This is a genomic window from Streptomyces sp. NPDC057939 (assembly GCF_042887545.1).
Taxonomy (GTDB): domain Bacteria; phylum Actinomycetota; class Actinomycetes; order Streptomycetales; family Streptomycetaceae; genus Streptomyces.
This window is the reverse complement of the sequence record NZ_JBHVPG010000036.1, coordinates 60,662-76,455: the sequence shown is the minus strand read 5'-3', so window position 1 is coordinate 76,455 and position 15,794 is coordinate 60,662. Positions and strand designations below refer to the sequence as shown.

The window sequence follows — 15,794 nt, the reverse complement described above, 5'->3', positions numbered from 1 at the left end:
CGCCGTCGCGGACTACGGCGTGGTTCGAATGGCTTCCCTGGGCCCCGTGGGCCGTGGAAGCCCTTTTGCCACGCACTGGTCCGCCCGGCCGACACGAGGGGCCGTGGTGGGGACCGCAGAGCAATCAGAGCAACGCATGGGCAGCAAGGGGTTGCTGTCGCTCGTTTCGGCGGCGCTGCTGACCTTCGCCGCGAGCGTGGTGTTCGTGGGCGGGACGATCCCCGCCTCGGCCGATCCGATCGAGCAGTGCACGGCCACCACCGGCGCGATCGTAGCCGTGGACTTCGGCCCGTTCGGCGGCAAGGTCGAGCGCGGCTGCGACACCACTCCGACGACCGGGTACGAGCTGCTGCACTCGGGCGACTTCACCACCACCGGCACCGTCCACGACGGGGACGGCTTCATCTGCCGCATCGGCAAGGGAACCGGCACGCAGTACCCCACGCCGGACAAGGAGGACTGCGTCCTCACCCCCCAGGCCACCGCCTACTGGTCGTACTGGATCGCCTCGCCCGGCCAGAAGAACTGGACCTACAGCCCGCTCGGCGCGATGGCCCGCACGCCGAAGCCCGGTGACGTGGACGCCTGGGTGTTCGGCGGCACGGACATCGGCGGCACCTCCGGCAAGCCGACGTTCTCCCCCGACGACGTCCGGGCGGCCGGCGGCACCACGCCCGACCCGAGCGTCCCCACCGCCCCGCCGCAGGTGCCCGCGGGAGCGGTCGACGTACCGGCCGCCACCCGCTGGATCACCGACCGGCTGACGGACGGGGAACGCGTCGTCGACGAGGGGTCCACCACCGCGAACCACTTCCTGACCACCGAGGCCGTGTTCGCCCTCGTGGCGGCCGACCCCGGGAGCCCGGTGGCTAAGAAGGCCGCCGACTTCCTCTCGGCGCCCGAGCAGACCGACGCCTACGCCTATCCGGCCGGCAGGGACGGGATCCCCGACGCCACCGCCGCCGCCCGGCTCGCACTCGTCGCCGAGGCCACCGGGAAGGACCCCCGCGCCTTCGGCGGGCACGACCTCCTCGGCGATCTGGTGAAGTACGTCTGCCCGCGCGACATCGGCGACGGGGAGACGGTGGAAGGCTGCCTGACCAAGGGCGACTTCCGTACCACCGGCCAGTCCGACGCGCAGGCCATGGCCGTCATCGCCCTGTTGAACGGCGGTGTGACGCCGCCCGCCGACGCGGTGAACCGGCTGACCGGCCTCCAGTGCGAGGACGGCGGATTCACCTCCATCCTGATCCGCTCGGGGGGATGGTGTGACAGCGACGCGAACTCCACCGGGCTGATCACGCTGGCGCTCCACCGCGCCGGCGGACACGACGCGACCGTGCAGAAGGCGCGCGACCACCTGAAGAAGTCCCAGTTGGCGACCGGCGCCTGGCCGTCCGCCGGCTACATGACCACGGGCAGCCCGGCCTCCACCGGTTGGGCCGCGCAGGCCCTGCGCGCGCTCGGCGACGCGGCCTTCGCGGACGCGGGCATCTCGTGGCTCTCCCGGCACCAGTTCCCCGCGGGCGGCTTCGGGTTCGAGGAGGACGACACCGAGTCGCGGCTGTTCGCCACCGCGCCCGTCACCATCGCGAGCGCGAAGAGCGACCTGGTCACGCTGACCACGGGACGGACCGGGCCGACGCCGACCCCGACGCCCACTCCCACACCGACGCCCACGCCGACTCCCACACCGACACCGACACCGACGCCGACTCCCACACCGACCCCGACGCCGACCCCGACGCCGACCCCGAAGCCCACTCCGACCGACACCGGGCCGACGACCCCGGCCGGCGACGGACCCGACCTGAAGAAGGGGACCGCGTACCTCGGCGACCGGAGCCGTCTGGTCCAGGGCCGCTTCTACGAGAGCATGCCCGGTACCGGCTTCGCCGACTACGGCCTGACCATCGACGGCGCCTACGCGCTGGCCGCGACCGGCCAGGACAACGCCACCCTGCGCAACATCGTCGACTTCCTCGACAAGGGCGGCAAGGACGGCAAGGGACGCGGCGTCCACGACTGGACCCTGATCGGCACCAAGTACGCCGGCGGCGGATCCATCGGCAAGACGGCCCTCCTCGCGGAGTCCGTGGGCCGCGACCCCCGCAGCTTCGGCGGTCAGGACCTGCTCGCCGCACTGTCCAAGGCGGTCTGCCCCGGCGCGTCCCCCGCTCCGGTCCGGTGCGCCGCCAAGGGCAACTACACCAACGCCACCTCCGTCTTCTCCCAGTCCCTCGGCATCATGGCCCAGGTCCGCGCGGGTGAGACGGCCGCCGCGGCCGACCCCGTCGCCTACCTCAAGAGCCTCCAGGAGCCCTCGGGTGCCTGGCCGAGCCTGATCGGCGAGGCCAGCCAGGCCGAGGTCGACTCCACCACGATGGCCGCCATGGCCCTCGACCTGCTCCCGGACGCCGCCTCGCAGGCGGCCGTGGACAAGGCGGTCGCCTGGCTGGCGACGCAGCAGAAGGACGACGGCGGCTTCCCCGGCGCCTCCGGCAACTCCGTCAACTCGGCCGCCCTCGCCGTCCAGGGACTGTCCCTGAACGGGGAGAAGTACGCGGGCCCCATCGCCAAGGCCCGCGCGTTCCTCAAGTCGCAGCAGAACGCCGACGGCGGCTTCAACATCGCCAAGGGCTCCCAGCCGGGTTCGGACGTCCGCGCCTCCGCGCAGGCGGTCGGCGGTGCCACCGGCATCTCCTTCGGCACGCTGTCGCGGAACCTGGACGGCACCACCCCGGAGCCCATCCCCACCACGACCGGGGGTACGACGGGAGGCACCACCGGAAGCACGACCGGGGGTACGACCGGAGGCACCAACGGCGGGACCACCGGCGGCACCACGGGCGGTACGACGGGAGGCACCACCGGGGGCACCACCGGCGGTACGACGGGGGGCACCACCGGCGGGGCCAACGGCGGCACGACCGGCGGCTCGTCGACCGGATCTTCGTCCGGGCCCGTGATCGTGACGCCTGGCGAGGACGCGGGCGGCACGGGCTCATCCGGCGGAGCCGGTACCTCCGGCGCCAACACCTCCGGCGGAACCAGTACCTCCGGTGGCACGAGCAGCTCCGGCGGCGCGAACTCCTCCGGCGGAACCGCCACGTCCGGTGGAGCGGGCAACAGCCCGGCCCCGACCGGTCACCTCGCATCGACAGGTGCCCAGGTCGGCGGCCTCGCGGCCGCGGCCGTGATCCTGACCCTCGGCGGCTGGGGCACCATCCGTGCCGCGAAGCGCCGTCGCGAGACGACCGGAGGCCGAGCATGAGCACCCACCGCCTGCTGCGCGCCGCGGCCCGTGCGGCCACCGCGCTGGGGCTGACGGTGGCGGCCTTCGCCGCCACCGCCGCCCCGGCCGGGGCGGCCCCCCAGCCGATGAGCCAGTGCACCACATCCTCCGGCGTCGTCCTCGCCGTGGACTTCAGCCGCTGGGGCGGACCCGTCTACCGCTCCTGCGGTACGACGCCCACCACCGGCTACGAACTCCTCAACCAGGGCGGCTGGGCCACCACCGGCACCGGCCACGACGGCCCGGCCTTCATCTGCCGCATCGGGTACAGCGGACACCAGGGCGGCAGGCAGTACCCGACCCCGGAGCAGGACGACTGCGTCCTGACCCCGCCCGCCTCCGCGTACTGGTCGTACTGGCACGCCAACCCCGGCCAGAACACCTGGGAGTACAGCCAGCTCGGCGCCATGCTCTACAAGCCCAAGCCCGGCAGCGTCGACCTGTGGATCTTCGGGGCGACGAACATCGAGGGCACCCAGGGGCGCCCCACCGTCACCCCCGATCAACTGCGCGCCAAGAACGCCCGGCCGACGGGCGGCGGCAAACCCGTCCCGCAGGACACCCGCACGGCGGCGCCACTGCCGCCGAACGTCAACACGGGGCCGAAGCCCGAGAACCCGCCCCCGGCGGCACCGCGTCCGGCGGACCCGGTGGTGCCCGCGCAGCCGGGTCCCGTGCAGCCGCAGGTTCCTTCGCAGCCGTCGGCAGGGGGTCCCTCCCCCACGGACACCGCGAGCGCGAGCCCGTCCCCCTCCGCCGCCGACACCGGTACGGCATCGCCCTCCGGGTCGCCGTCCCCCTCGGCGACGACCCCCGCGGCCGTGGCCGCGCCCGCGTCCGGCCCCCAGGTCGTCGACGCGGCACCCGCCGCCGACGCGGAGCACGACGCGGGCTCGTACCTGCCGGCCGTCGCCACCGGGGCGCTGGTGCTGCTGATCGGCGCGGCCGCCGTGTACGCGGCCAAACGCCGCCGTCGTACGGAGTAGCCGCGTGTCCCGCACCGCCACCGCGGCCGCGGCGAAGCCGCCCGTGTCCGGCCCCGTGCCGGACCCGGGCGGCCGCCGGCTGCCCCGCACCCTGCATCCCGTCGCGTGGTGGGTCTGGGCGCTCGCCCTGGCCACCGCCGTCAGCCGCACCAACAACCCGCTGCTGCTCTTCCTCGTCCTGGCCGTCCTCGGTTACGTCATCACCATGCGCCGCACCGAGGCCCCCTGGGCCCGGGGGTTCAAGTACTACCTGTACCTCGCGTTGACCGTCGTCGCGATCCGCGTGGTCTTCCGCGCGGTCTTCGCCACCGGCATCACCCCCCGCGACCACTTCCTCTTCTCCCTTCCCCACATCCCCACGCCCGACTGGTACGCGGGCATCCAACTGGGCGGCCCCGTATCCCTGGAGGCGCTCCTCTCCGCCGCCACCGACGGACTCCGGCTTGCCTGCATGCTCTGCTGCATCGGCGCCGCGAACACCCTCGCCAACCCCAAACGCGCCCTGCGCGTGCTGCCCGGCGCCCTCCACGAACTCGGCGTCGCCGTCACGGTCTCCATCAGCGTGGCCCCCCAACTCGTGCAGAGCGTGCAGCGCGTGCACCGGGCCAAGCGGCTGCGGGCCGGTCGCGCCAAGGGCCTCCGGGCCCTGCGCGGCATCGTCGTCCCCGTACTCGAAGACGCCCTGGAGCGTTCGCTGCGGCTGGCCTCCGCCATGGACTCGCGCGGCTACGGCCGCGCCGGCACCGCCACCCGTGGCTCCCGTCGCGCCACCGGCGCCCTGATGCTCCTGGGCATGTGCGGCCTGTGCGCGGGGGCCTACGGACTCCTCGACGCCACCGCCCCGAAGCTCCTGGGTCTGCCCGCGATGGGGGCGGGGGCGCTCCTGTGCTTCGCGGGTCTGCGGCTCGGTGGTCGCCGCGTCAGCCGCACCACCTACCGGCCCGATCCCTGGCGCTTCGCGGAATGGGCCGTTGCGGGCTGCGGTGTGCTGTCGGCCGTGCTGCTCTTCGCCAACGTCGGGTTCAACGCCGCCGAGCTCAACCCGTCCATCTACCCGCTGAGTTGGCCCACCCTGCCACCGGTCCCCGCCGCGGCCATCCTCCTGGCGGGCACCGCCGGGTTCCTGGCGCCGCCGCCGTCCCCACCCGTCCGGCCGACCGTCCCCGTACCGCGCACCGAGGAACCCAAGTGATCACCTTCGACCAGGTCACCGTCCAGTACGAGGACACGGCCGAACCGGTCCTGCGCGACGTGGACCTCACCGTCGAGGAGGGCGAACTCTGCCTCGTCGTCGGCCACACCGGCGTCGGCAAGTCCACGCTCCTGGGCGCCGTGAACGGCCTCGTCCCGCACTTCACGGGCGGCACCCTCTTCGGCCGCGTCACCGTCGACGGCCGTGACACCCGCGACCACCCGCCCCGTGAACTCGCCGACGTCGTGGGCGTGGTGGGCCAGGATCCGCTCGACGGGTTCGTCACCGACACGGTCGAGGAGGAACTCGCCTACGCGATGGAGCAGTTGGCGGTCCCGCCGGCCACCATGCGCAAACGCGTCGAGGAGACGCTCGACCTGCTCGGGCTCGCCGACCTGCGTCATCGGGCGCTGCACGAACTGTCCGGCGGCCAGCAGCAGCGCGTCGCCATCGGCTCCGTCCTCACCGCCCACCCGCGGGTCCTCGTGCTGGACGAGCCCACGTCCGCCCTCGACCCGACCGCGGCGGAGGAGGTCCTGGCCGCCGTCACCCGGCTCGTGCACGACCTCGGCGTCACCGTCCTCCTCGCGGAACACCGCCTGGAGCGCGTCGTCCAGTACGCCGACCGCGTCATCCACCTTCCCGGGGACGGCCGTGTCGTCTCCGGCCCGCCGGCGGACGTCTTCCGTACGTCGTCCATCGCACCCCCCATCGTCGAACTGGGCCGGGCCGCCGGCTGGTCTCCCCTGCCGCTGTCCATCCGCGACGCCCGCCGCGCCGCCTCCCCCCTGCGCACCCGGCTGGCGGGCCGGACTCCCCCGCCGGTACGAACCGCGTCGACGGCCGACCGTACGCGGTTGCTCGCCGCCCGCGGGGTCACCGTGACGTACCACGGCGTCCCGGCCGTTCGGGAGGTCGACCTCGAACTGCGGGGCGGCGAGGTCACCGCCCTCATGGGTCGCAACGGATCCGGCAAGTCCTCCCTGCTCTGGGCCCTCCAGGGCTCGGGGCCCCGCAAGGCGGGCAGCGTGGCCGTGGTCGGGCCCGACAGCGGGGCGCGGCCCCTGGACCCGAAGAAGCTGTCGGCGGCCGGGGCGCGCCGTCTGGTGGGCCTGGTCCCGCAGACCCCCACCGACCTGCTCTACCTCGAATCGGTCAAGCAGGAACTCGACCAGGCCGACACCGAGTCCGAGGTGACCGGCGGCGGTGCGCGCGCCATTCTCGACCGGCTCACCCCCGGCATCGCCGACAGCACCCATCCCCGGGACCTCTCCGAGGGCCAGAAACTCGCTCTCGTGCTCGCGATCCAGTTGGCCGCGGCACCGCGCGTGCTGCTCCTCGACGAACCCACGCGCGGGCTCGACTACCGTGCCAAGAGCGAGCTGGTCCGCATCGTCGACGGGCTCGCCGCGCAGGGCCGGGCCGTCGTGATCTCCACCCACGACGTCGAGTTCGTCGCCCGTGCGGCCGATCGGGTCGTGGTCATGGCCGAGGGCGACATCGTCGCCGACGGCCCCACGCCCGAAGTCATCGTCGCCTCGCCCGTCTTCGCACCCCAGACGGCGAAGATCCTCGCGCCGCTGCCCTACCTCACCGTCACCCAGGTGACCGCGGAACTGCCCGATGACGGGACGGACACCGACTCATGAGCGCCACCGCACGCACCGCCGCCATCCGCATCAACACGCGCACCGGGATCGTCATCGCCATGGCGGCGTTCCTCGGCATCGTCGCGTTCTTCTGGCCGTTCCTCGTGGCGCCGGGCAAGTTCGGTTCGAACTACGCCCCGCCACTGATCTTCGGTGTCCTGCTCGTCATCGTGCTGTGCGTGGTGATCTCGGAGATCGCCGAGGGCGGCATCAATTCCAAGGCCCTGGCCATGCTGGGTGTCCTCTCCGCCGTCAACGCGGCCATTCGTCCGCTCGGCGCCGGCACCGCCGGCATCGAGACGGTCTTCTTCATCCTGGTCCTGGCCGGTCGGGTCTTCGGACCGGGCTTCGGTTTCACCCTCGGCTGCACCTCGCTCTTCGCGTCCGCCCTGATCACGGGCGGGGTCGGGCCCTGGATGCCGTACCAGATGTTCGGCTGCGCCTTCGTGGGCATGCTCGCGGGCTTCCTGCCCAGGGCGGGCGGCCGTCGGGAGGTCGCCCTGCTGGCCGTCTACGGTTCCGTGTCCGGATATCTCTTCGGGTTCCTGCTCAACCTGTCCTTCTGGCCGTTCTCCCTGGATCCGAACAGTTCCATCGCCTATCTCCCCGGCCTCCCCTTCACCGAGCAGTTCCAGCGCTACCTGGCCTTCGACCTGGCCACCTCCCTCGGCTGGGACACCGGCCGCGCCGTCACCAACTTCGTGTGCGTCTGCCTGGCCGGCCCGGCCGTACTCACGGTGTTCCGCCGCGCCGCCCGCAAGGCCCGCTTCCAGGCACCGATCCGCTTCGCGTCCCGCCCGCTCCCGACCGACCGGGCCTGACCGCCCGCGGGAGCCGACCGCCCGCCGTGCGCCCCGTGCCCGCCGGGCCCGGGGTGCACGGCGGGCGGCCGACCGGTAGCGTCGGAAGGGGTGCGTTCCGCCCAGAACACTGCGGGCCCGGCACGGCACGGCCGCCGCCGATGTCGGCAGGGGAACGAGGCCACATGCCGAAGCACAGCATCCCCGCGGTGACGACCGTCGCGGTCTGTCTGGTCTGTCTGACGGCGTTCGGCCCCGCGGGCGCGGGCGCCCCTCCCCCGCCGGTTCGGCCCGCCGCCGAGACCGCCACCGAGACCGCCGCCGAGCCCGCCCCGGTGGACCCGGTCCGGTTCGTACCCGGTCCCTGTCCGAAGACGCCCGAGCCCGTCGAAGCACTGGCCGACGCCCGCTGCGGGTTCCTGAAGGTCCCCGAGAACCGCGACCGGCCCGGCGGCCGCACCATCGAGCTGGCCGTCGCCCGCATTCCGGCCACTTCCGCGAAGCCGGCGGCGGACCCGGTGGTGTTCATGGCGGGCGGTCCCGGCGCCGACACGTTCGACGACATCCCGTTCCTCGTCGAGTCGGGACTGAACAAGGACCGCGAACTGATCGTGATGGCCCAGCGCGGCAACCTCCACGACCGGCCGAACCTCGCCTGCCCGGAGATCGACCGCTTCAACGCCCGGGCCGTCGGCCTGGGCTACGACTCGCAGCAGGCGCAGCAGCTCTTCCTGAAGGCGGTCAAGGACTGCCGGGGCCGCCTGACGGCCGAAGGCATCGACCTGAGCGCGTACAACACCACGGAGAACGCCGCCGACTTCGCCGACCTGCGCAAGGCACTGCGCATCCCCCGGTGGAACGTCTACGGGTACTCCTACGGCAGCAACCTGGCCCTGACGTACCTGCGCCTGCACCCCGAGGGGATCCGCGCGTTCGCGATCGACTCGATCACGCCTCCCCGGTTCGTGACCCTGCCGTGGGCATGGGGCAGCACGGCCGAGGGCATCGACAACATCATCGCGGCGTGCGCGGCGCAGCCCGCCTGCAAGAGCCGCTACCCGGACCTCCGTCGTCTGTTGACGGAGCAGGTCCGCGAGCTGGAGGCGCACCCGCTGACCTTGAACGTCACGCCGCGGGACGGTGGTGAGCCGGTACGGACCGTCCTCGACGGGGGCGCGCTGCTGAACCTGATCGTCGCCTCCTCCCCCCGGCCCAAGGACATCCCGGCGGCGCTCGACGAACTTTCCCGCGGTGACCCGGAGCGCTTCGCGCAGGCCCGCGCGGGCGGCTCCGTCCAGAAGGTCGGCGAGTTCGCGCACGGCCTGACCAACTCGATCGTGTGCGCCGAGTGGGCGCCGGGCCACTCGGAGGCCGACGTGCTGAAGGCGGGGCGGAAGGTCTTCCCCGGATGGCCGGACACCGTGTCGGCCCAGGTGCCGCAGCTGCCCTTCCAGTACGAGGCGTGCCGGATCTGGAACGTCGCGGACCGCGCGTCCGCCCAGCGGGTGGCCACGGTCAGCTCCGTTCCGGCGCTCGTCATCTCCGGCACGTTCGACGTGAAGACCGGGCCGAGTTGGGCCGAGGACGTGGCCCGCGACCTGTCCCGCTCGACCTCCGTGCGGATCCCCGGAATCGGCCACTGGGTGGTCCCGCAGTCGCCGTGCGCGCAGCGCGTGCTGGCGTCGTTCTTCGCCCACCCGACCGATCCCGACACCTCGTGCGTGGACGGTCTCCAACCCGCACCGTTCACGATCGTCCCGAGATGACAGGGAGTCCGGATGTCACGCCACCACGCGCCCCGTCACCCCCGCTCCGCACGACGCCCGCACGTCGCATCGGCCGCCCTGGCGACCGGTCTCCTCGTCACCGGACTCCTCGCCGTGCCCGCCCGGGGGCAGTCCCGCACCGACGCCACGCCCACCCTGCGACCGCCCGTCGGCACGGTCGCGCGGACGGTGGGTGACGCGCGCTTCGAGCCCGGGCCCTGCCCGAGGACGCCGGAGCCGGTCGAGGCGTTGGAAGGGGCCCGCTGCGGAACGCTCACCGTGCCCGAGAACCGCGCGAAGGCCGGCGGTCGAACGATCGAACTCGGTGTCGCGATCGTGCCCGCCGCGGCCGACGCACCGAAACCGGACCCCATCGTGTGGCTGGCGGGCGGGCCCGGCGACGACGCCGTGGGTGAGGCGAAGATGGCGATCGACGGCGGTCTGAACCGCGACCGTGACGTGATCTTCATGTCCCAACGCGGCACCTACTCGGCCGACCCGACGCTGCTGTGCCCCAACATCGACGAGTTCAACGCCCGGTCGGTCGGCCTGGTGTACGACGCACCGTCCACCGAACGGCTGCACGTCGAGGCCACGAAGGCCTGTCGTGACCGACTGGCCGGCCGTGGGATCGACCTCGGTGCCTACAACGACATCGAGAGCGCCGCCGACTACGACGACCTGCGCGCCGCGCTGGGCATCGAGCGGTGGAACCTGTACGGGATCTCCTACGGCACGCACCTGGCGCTGACGTACATGCGCCTGCATCCCGAGGGGCTTCGCTCGGTGGGCATCGACGGCATCCTGCCGCCGTCCAGGTCGGGTTCGGTCGGCACCTGGAACAGCGCCCGGCAGGGCTTCGACGGCCTGTTCAAGGCCTGCGCGGAGCAGCCCGCCTGCAACAAGCGCTACCCGAACCTGTCGGCCACCTTCGACCGGCTCGTCCGGGAACTCGAAGCGAAGCCGGTCACCACCACCGTCGAACTGCCCGGCAGCGACAAGCCGGTCAAGGTCGTACTGGACGGCGGAGCCCTGGTGAACTGGATGACGTCGGCGACGCACGTCGCGTCGCAGGTACCCGCCGCCCTCGACGAGCTGTCCAACGGCAACCCGAAGCGGATCGCCACGCAGTGGGCGGGCGGCAAGCTCAGCCCCCAGGCCGTGGGGAGGGTCGCGCACGGTCTCGTGTACGGCGTCTTCTGCAGCGAGTGGACCCCGTACGAGAGCCAGGCGCAGGCGTTGCGCGGCGGCCAGGAGGCGTTCCCGTCGTTCCCCCGCTCGGTGCAGGCGCAGGCCCCGCAGCTCACGTTCCTCCGTCCGGACTGCGACGTCTGGAACGTCCCCGCGGCTCCGCCGTCGATCCGGGACGTCACGCGGGGCGACATCCCGACGCTCGCCCTGTCGGGCGGGTTCGACTCACAGACCGGAGCGGACAACGGGCCGTACGTGGCCCGTACGCTGCCCAACGCGAAGGTCGTCACGGTCCCGTACGAGCCGCACGTCGTGTTCGCCACCTCGAAGTGCGCCCAGCGGATCGCCGTCTCGTTCTTCGACGACCCGGCCGCGCCGGACACCGCGTGCCTGAAGGACCTCCGGCCGCCCGAGTTCGAGATCGGCGAGTGATGCCCTTCCGCCGCCCGGTCCGGCCCCGGACCGGGGCGCCCCGCGTCAGCGGGCGGTCGCGTGGTGCGGGCACGTCGGCAACGCCGGTCGGTCCTTGGTGCGTACGGCGGGCAGCCACGCCGCGGAAGGCGCGGAGCCGGGTGGGAGGCGCACGCGGAACCAGCGGGTGGACTGCTGGTCCTCCTCGTCGATGATGGGCCGGCCGTCGGTCACGTGGCAGTCGGCGGCGAGGACGTCGCCGTGCCAGACCCTGGTCGGTACGACGTTGTCCGCGGTGTAGGGCCGCAGGGGATCGATCGCCAGGCCCAGGCTGCACCGCGGTTCACGATCGGCCGGCTCCCGGCAGCCGCGCTCCGCGTTGAAGATCCGGACGGTGCCGGCCGCCGGGCCCGCGGGGCCGGGCGGTGCGGCCCGTACGGCGTCCGAGCACAGGGTCGCGCCGGCCATCCCGCACAGCGCGGTGGCGAGGACCGCGGCGCGGGCCCGGCCGCGCAGCCGTCCCGCCCCCGCCCCGGGCGTTTCCCGACGGGCGGCCATGCGGGCGAGCAGGCTCTCGGCGGTGTGCGGGGCGCGGGCCGCGTGGGTCGGAGCGAGGCAGTCTGCGGCCAGCGCGCGCCAGAACGGGGGCACGGAGTGGTCCATGCGCAGCGGGGCCCGCCCCTCTCCGTACTCCTGGACCGCGGCGCCCCGCGCCATGGGCGTGGCCCCGGGGAACGGCGAGCCGCCCGCCGCGAACACCTCGTGGATGACGATGCCCAGGGCCCAGATGTCGGCGCTCGGTCGGACCCGTACGCCGAGTTCCCCGAGCGGCGCCCGCCAGCGCTCGGGCGGGAGGTAGTCCAGGGTGCCCATGGGCGGCGCGTATCCGTGGGTTCCCGTCAGTTCGGTGGCGAGACCGAAGTCCGAGAGCTTCACGGAGCGGTCCTCGCCCAGGAGCACGTTCTCCGGTTTGAGGTCCGCGTGGACCCAGCCCGACCGGTGGAGATGGGCGAGGCCCTCGCAGATTCCCTCGATCAGCCGCCCGCGATCGACTGCGGGCAGCCCGGCGTCGATGAGTTCCCGCAGACTGCCGGCAGCCCGTTCCATGACGAGGACGATCGCGCCTTCCAGGGCGGGCAGGTCGGGTGCGGCGACGACGAACGACTCCAGGAGGCCGATCAGCCTCGGATGTCCGGCCCCGCGCCCGAGCTCGACCTCGCGGCGGGCGGACTCAACGATCCTGCGCGCCTGCCGCGGCGCGAGCCCGGCGGTCGGCATGATCTTGAGCGCGACTTCGGTGGGGCCCGGCGGCCGGCCCGCGGCGGCGGTGCCGCCCGGGTGCCGGTCGGCCGGACGCGCCGCGTAGACCGTGGACCAGCCTCCGGAGCCGATCAGCCGGGTGATCACCCAGTCGCCCAGCCGGTGGCCGGGCGCGATCAGGTCGATCCGGTCGCATTCCGCGGTGCCCTCCAGGCCGGGCCGCAACGTCATCGCGCGGCCTGCCGCTCGCGACCACCCGACCCGGTCAGGGGCGGCAGCAGCGCGAGGTGGTCCTCCCGCACCAGTCCGAACCGCAGCGCGAGCCCGACGATCTCCTCCCGTTTTCCGTTGCGGCGGTCGCCCTTGCCGGGCTCGTGGGCGTCGGGGAGGCTGATGCGCAGTTTCTCCTCGGCGAGGTAGTCGATGTGCGAGCTGACCGCCCGCGCGGTCAGCGCCGCGCAGCCGGCGTGCCCCCTGAGCCGCTCGACGATCGCGGGAGTGGTGGGGACCGCCACGCGGGACTGGTCGCGCAGGCGCGGCTCGCACAGCGCGACGAGGACCAGGAAGTACGTGGCCGTCTCGTCCAGGGAGTACGCGGTGACCGTGCGGTTGCCCCAGGGGACGCCCATGGCGTCCGGGTCCAGGTAGATGTGGTCGGGGGCGAACACCTGGAAGGACACGGTGACGTCACCGCGGGTGGGCAGCACCACGCGGGAGAACTCGAACGGGATGGGTGCCCCGACCCTGCGCGGTGGAACCCTCAGGTACTCCCCCGCTCCCTCCGGGTTCTCGACGAGGTAGCTGTGTGTGGTGCTGTGGTTCGTCAGCTGCCAGTGGTCGTCGGTCACCCGGATCTCCCCGGCGAGCCGGGAGATCGCGGGATCGGCGAGGCGCAGCTCGACGGGGACCGCCGCGGAGCCCCGGCCGAAGCGGGCGACCTCGCCGGGGCCGAGCCGTAACGTGACCGCGTCGGCGTGTGGTTCGCCGTCGCCGGCGCCACCGCTTCCCCGCGGCAGATGGACGACCACGCCGCTCACCGCTCCCCCCGTTCCACCCGTCGCGATTGCCGGACGAGCGGAACGATACTGGCCGATCAGGGGAGTTCACCCGCGTACTTTGGCCACTTCGTCGGACGGCGCGCGGGGGCCTCCCGGGCCGGGCCGGGTCGCCCCGGTGCCGGGAGCGGCGATCCGGGGTCGGTGCCGGGCCGGGCCCGGCCGTTCGGCCGGAACGGTCGGGTCGGGGCTCGGGAGCCGACCCGGCTGCGGGAGGTGCGGATGCCCCCTTCCGGTCGCTCAAGGTGGGGAAGGTCACTGCGGTGGACGGCCGGAACCCGGGTCGGGGGACGTTCGCGACGCGAGCGGAGCGCCGATCGCCCCCTGCGTGTGGCGAGATCCGCACCTTCCGTCGGGGGAACGGGGCGGCCCGGCACGAGGGGGCCCGACCGGACGAGCGCCGGGAGCCGCCCGCGCCCGCCACCGCGGCGCTCGGCCGGGTCACTTCCGGGTGGGGCCGGGGGTGTGGTTGAGCCAGGTCCATTCGGACCAGGTGGCGAAGCCGGTCTGCCACCTGTGGAAGGTGCCGGTGTCGTTCGTGCCGAAGACCTCGATGCGGCCGTCCGCGTTGGCGGCGGCGGTGACCTCCGTGCCGCCGGTGCCGAAGGGTGTCCAGTCGCCGAAGGGTGCGTCGGCGGCGGTCTGCCAGCTGTGCGCGGCGGTGGCGCCGTTCATCGCGAAGACCTCGACGCGACCGTCGGGGGTCCGTTCACTGGTGAGTTGGGAGTCCGCGGGGCCGCCGGTGGGTTCCCAGCCGGACCAGCCGGCCGGCCCGGTCTGATAGCGGTGGAACACGCCGACCGGGCCGGAGGCGAAGACTTCCAGGCGGCCGTCGGCGTTGTGGTCGACGGTCAGGTCGTGGCCGCCGACGCCGAAGGTGTCCCAAGGGGACCAGCCGCCGTTGGGGGCGGTCTGGTACCGGTGTTGGAAGGTGGCGCCGTTGAGGGCGAAGACCTCCAGGCGGCCGTCGGGCGACTTCTCCATTTCCACGCGGCCGTCGGCCGGGCCGCCGCCCGTGGACTGCCAGTTCGACCAGCCGCCGTTCGGGGTGTCCTGGTACCGGTGGAAGAGGCCGACGGGGCCCGACGCGTGGACCTCGATGCGGCCGTCGGCGTTGACGCCGGCCGCGATGTCCCGGCCTCCTTCGCCGAAACCCTCCCAGTTCGACCAGCCGCCGGACGGGGTCAGTTGCCACCGGTGCCGGAGGGTGCTCCCGTTCAGGGCGAACAGTTCCAGTCGGCCGTCGGCGTTGGGGGCAATGGCGAGTTCGGCGTCGGCGGGGCCGCCGAGGGGCTCCCAGGCCGACCAGTTGCCGTTGACCTCCTGTTGCCAGGCGTGGTGGATGCCGTCGTTCCCGGCGGCGAACACCTCCAGCCGGCCGTCCGCGGACCGCGCCGCCACGACCCGGCCCGACTCCGACGGATGGACCTGCGGCCGGGGTCGCGGGCCGGGGCCCGGGGTACAGGGCAGCACCACGCCGCGCTCGGCCAGGTGGGTCTCGGGGTCGATGCCCCAGGAGGCGGTGCGGTCGCCCCAGATCCGCAGGTGGAGGTGGGGGCCGGTGGAGTTCCCCTCGGAGCCCATCAGGGCGATCTGCCGGCCGGCCACGACGTGGTCGCCGACGATGACGTCCCGCCGGCTCATGTGCCCGTACTCGGAGATCCGTCCGTCGGGGTGCTGGATGCGGATCCACTGACCGTAGCCGGGCTCGTACCCGGAGATGGTCACCTCGCCGTCGTCCACGGCGTGGATCGGCGTCCCCACGTCGTTGGCGATGTCCACGCCGTTGTGGCCGCCGTGGTGGTGTTGGGACACCATCCCGGCGGCCGGGCAGGCCGCCGCGACATCGGCGGTCCGGTCCGCGGCGGCCGACACCGGGGACGCCGGCGTCGTCAACAGCAGGGCTGCCGCCGCCGTGATCACGAGGGCCAGTGCCCGGCGGGAAGCTCCAGGAAGCACGTGACGCTCCTCCCCTGGGGAGTCCTGGTGTGGGTGGGACGGACGCGCGATGACGGCGCGCCGGTCGCGCCGCGCGGTCGTCGATCCGGAAGGTAGCAACACCACCGCCCCGGGGGACCCCGGAAGGTTACGGACTGACGGACGGGGGCCGGTCGGCTAGGGCCTGTCGGGGTGAGGTGGCGTCATCGGGATTTCATCGGTCGTCGCCACCGTGGCCGTGTTCGGACCGA

10 protein-coding genes are annotated in these 15,794 nt (G+C 73.4%); 7 read left to right on the top strand and 3 right to left on the bottom strand.

Going from position 1 to position 15,794, the window contains the following annotated elements; translation table 11 throughout:
* The first annotated feature begins 106 nt into the window (after window positions 1–106).
* The 7 genes from ACFVS6_RS30175 to ACFVS6_RS30145 all read left to right on the top strand — a co-directional run bounded on the left by ACFVS6_RS30175 (window position 107) and on the right by ACFVS6_RS30145 (window position 11,311).
* Complete coding sequence (locus ACFVS6_RS30175; RefSeq protein ID WP_389708778.1) at window positions 107–3,274, top strand: prenyltransferase/squalene oxidase repeat-containing protein; 3,168 nt, start codon at window positions 107–109, stop codon at window positions 3,272–3,274.
* Entirely contained in the window at window positions 3,271–4,281 is a 1,011-nt protein-coding gene (locus tag ACFVS6_RS30170; RefSeq protein WP_389708776.1) for a hypothetical protein, read from the top strand. Before ACFVS6_RS30175 ends, ACFVS6_RS30170 begins: the two co-directional genes overlap by 4 nt.
* Window positions 4,282–4,285: 4 nt before the next feature.
* The gene (locus ACFVS6_RS30165; protein WP_389708774.1) at window positions 4,286–5,473 is read left to right on the top strand and encodes an energy-coupling factor transporter transmembrane component T; all 1,188 of its coding nucleotides are present in this window, start codon (window positions 4,286–4,288) and stop codon (window positions 5,471–5,473) included.
* Window positions 5,470–7,122 carry an ABC transporter ATP-binding protein gene (locus tag ACFVS6_RS30160; protein WP_389708772.1) on the top strand — a complete coding sequence of 551 codons (1,653 nt, stop codon included), beginning with the start codon at window positions 5,470–5,472 and terminating at the stop codon, window positions 7,120–7,122. Before ACFVS6_RS30165 ends, ACFVS6_RS30160 begins: the two co-directional genes overlap by 4 nt.
* Window positions 7,119–7,943, top strand: a complete 825-nt coding sequence (locus ACFVS6_RS30155; protein ID WP_389708770.1) for an ECF transporter S component — start codon at window positions 7,119–7,121, stop codon at window positions 7,941–7,943. Before ACFVS6_RS30160 ends, ACFVS6_RS30155 begins: the two co-directional genes overlap by 4 nt.
* A gap of 164 nt (window positions 7,944–8,107) precedes the next feature.
* Window positions 8,108–9,688, top strand: a complete 1,581-nt coding sequence (locus ACFVS6_RS30150; protein WP_389708768.1) for an alpha/beta fold hydrolase — start codon at window positions 8,108–8,110, stop codon at window positions 9,686–9,688.
* Between the two features lie 12 nt (window positions 9,689–9,700).
* Window positions 9,701–11,311, top strand: coding sequence for an alpha/beta fold hydrolase (locus tag ACFVS6_RS30145; protein ID WP_389708766.1), 1,611 nt, complete (start codon window positions 9,701–9,703; stop codon window positions 11,309–11,311).
* Window positions 11,312–11,356: 45 nt separating this feature from the next.
* Here the strand turns inward: ACFVS6_RS30145 and ACFVS6_RS30140 are convergent, their stop codons facing one another.
* The 3 genes from ACFVS6_RS30140 to ACFVS6_RS30130 form a co-directional block, all read right to left on the bottom strand.
* A complete protein-coding gene (locus ACFVS6_RS30140) occupies window positions 11,357–12,781 on the bottom strand; it encodes a serine/threonine-protein kinase (RefSeq protein ID WP_389708764.1) in 1,425 nt (474 codons plus the stop codon).
* Window positions 12,778–13,587, bottom strand: a complete 810-nt coding sequence (locus tag ACFVS6_RS30135; protein ID WP_389708762.1) for a serine/threonine protein kinase — start codon at window positions 13,585–13,587, stop codon at window positions 12,778–12,780. The genes ACFVS6_RS30140 and ACFVS6_RS30135 overlap by 4 nt, the downstream gene beginning before the upstream one ends.
* Window positions 13,588–14,046: 459 nt before the next feature.
* A complete protein-coding gene (locus tag ACFVS6_RS30130; protein WP_389708760.1) occupies window positions 14,047–15,564 on the bottom strand; it encodes a peptidoglycan DD-metalloendopeptidase family protein in 1,518 nt (505 codons plus the stop codon).
* Window positions 15,565–15,794: the final 230 nt, after the last annotated feature.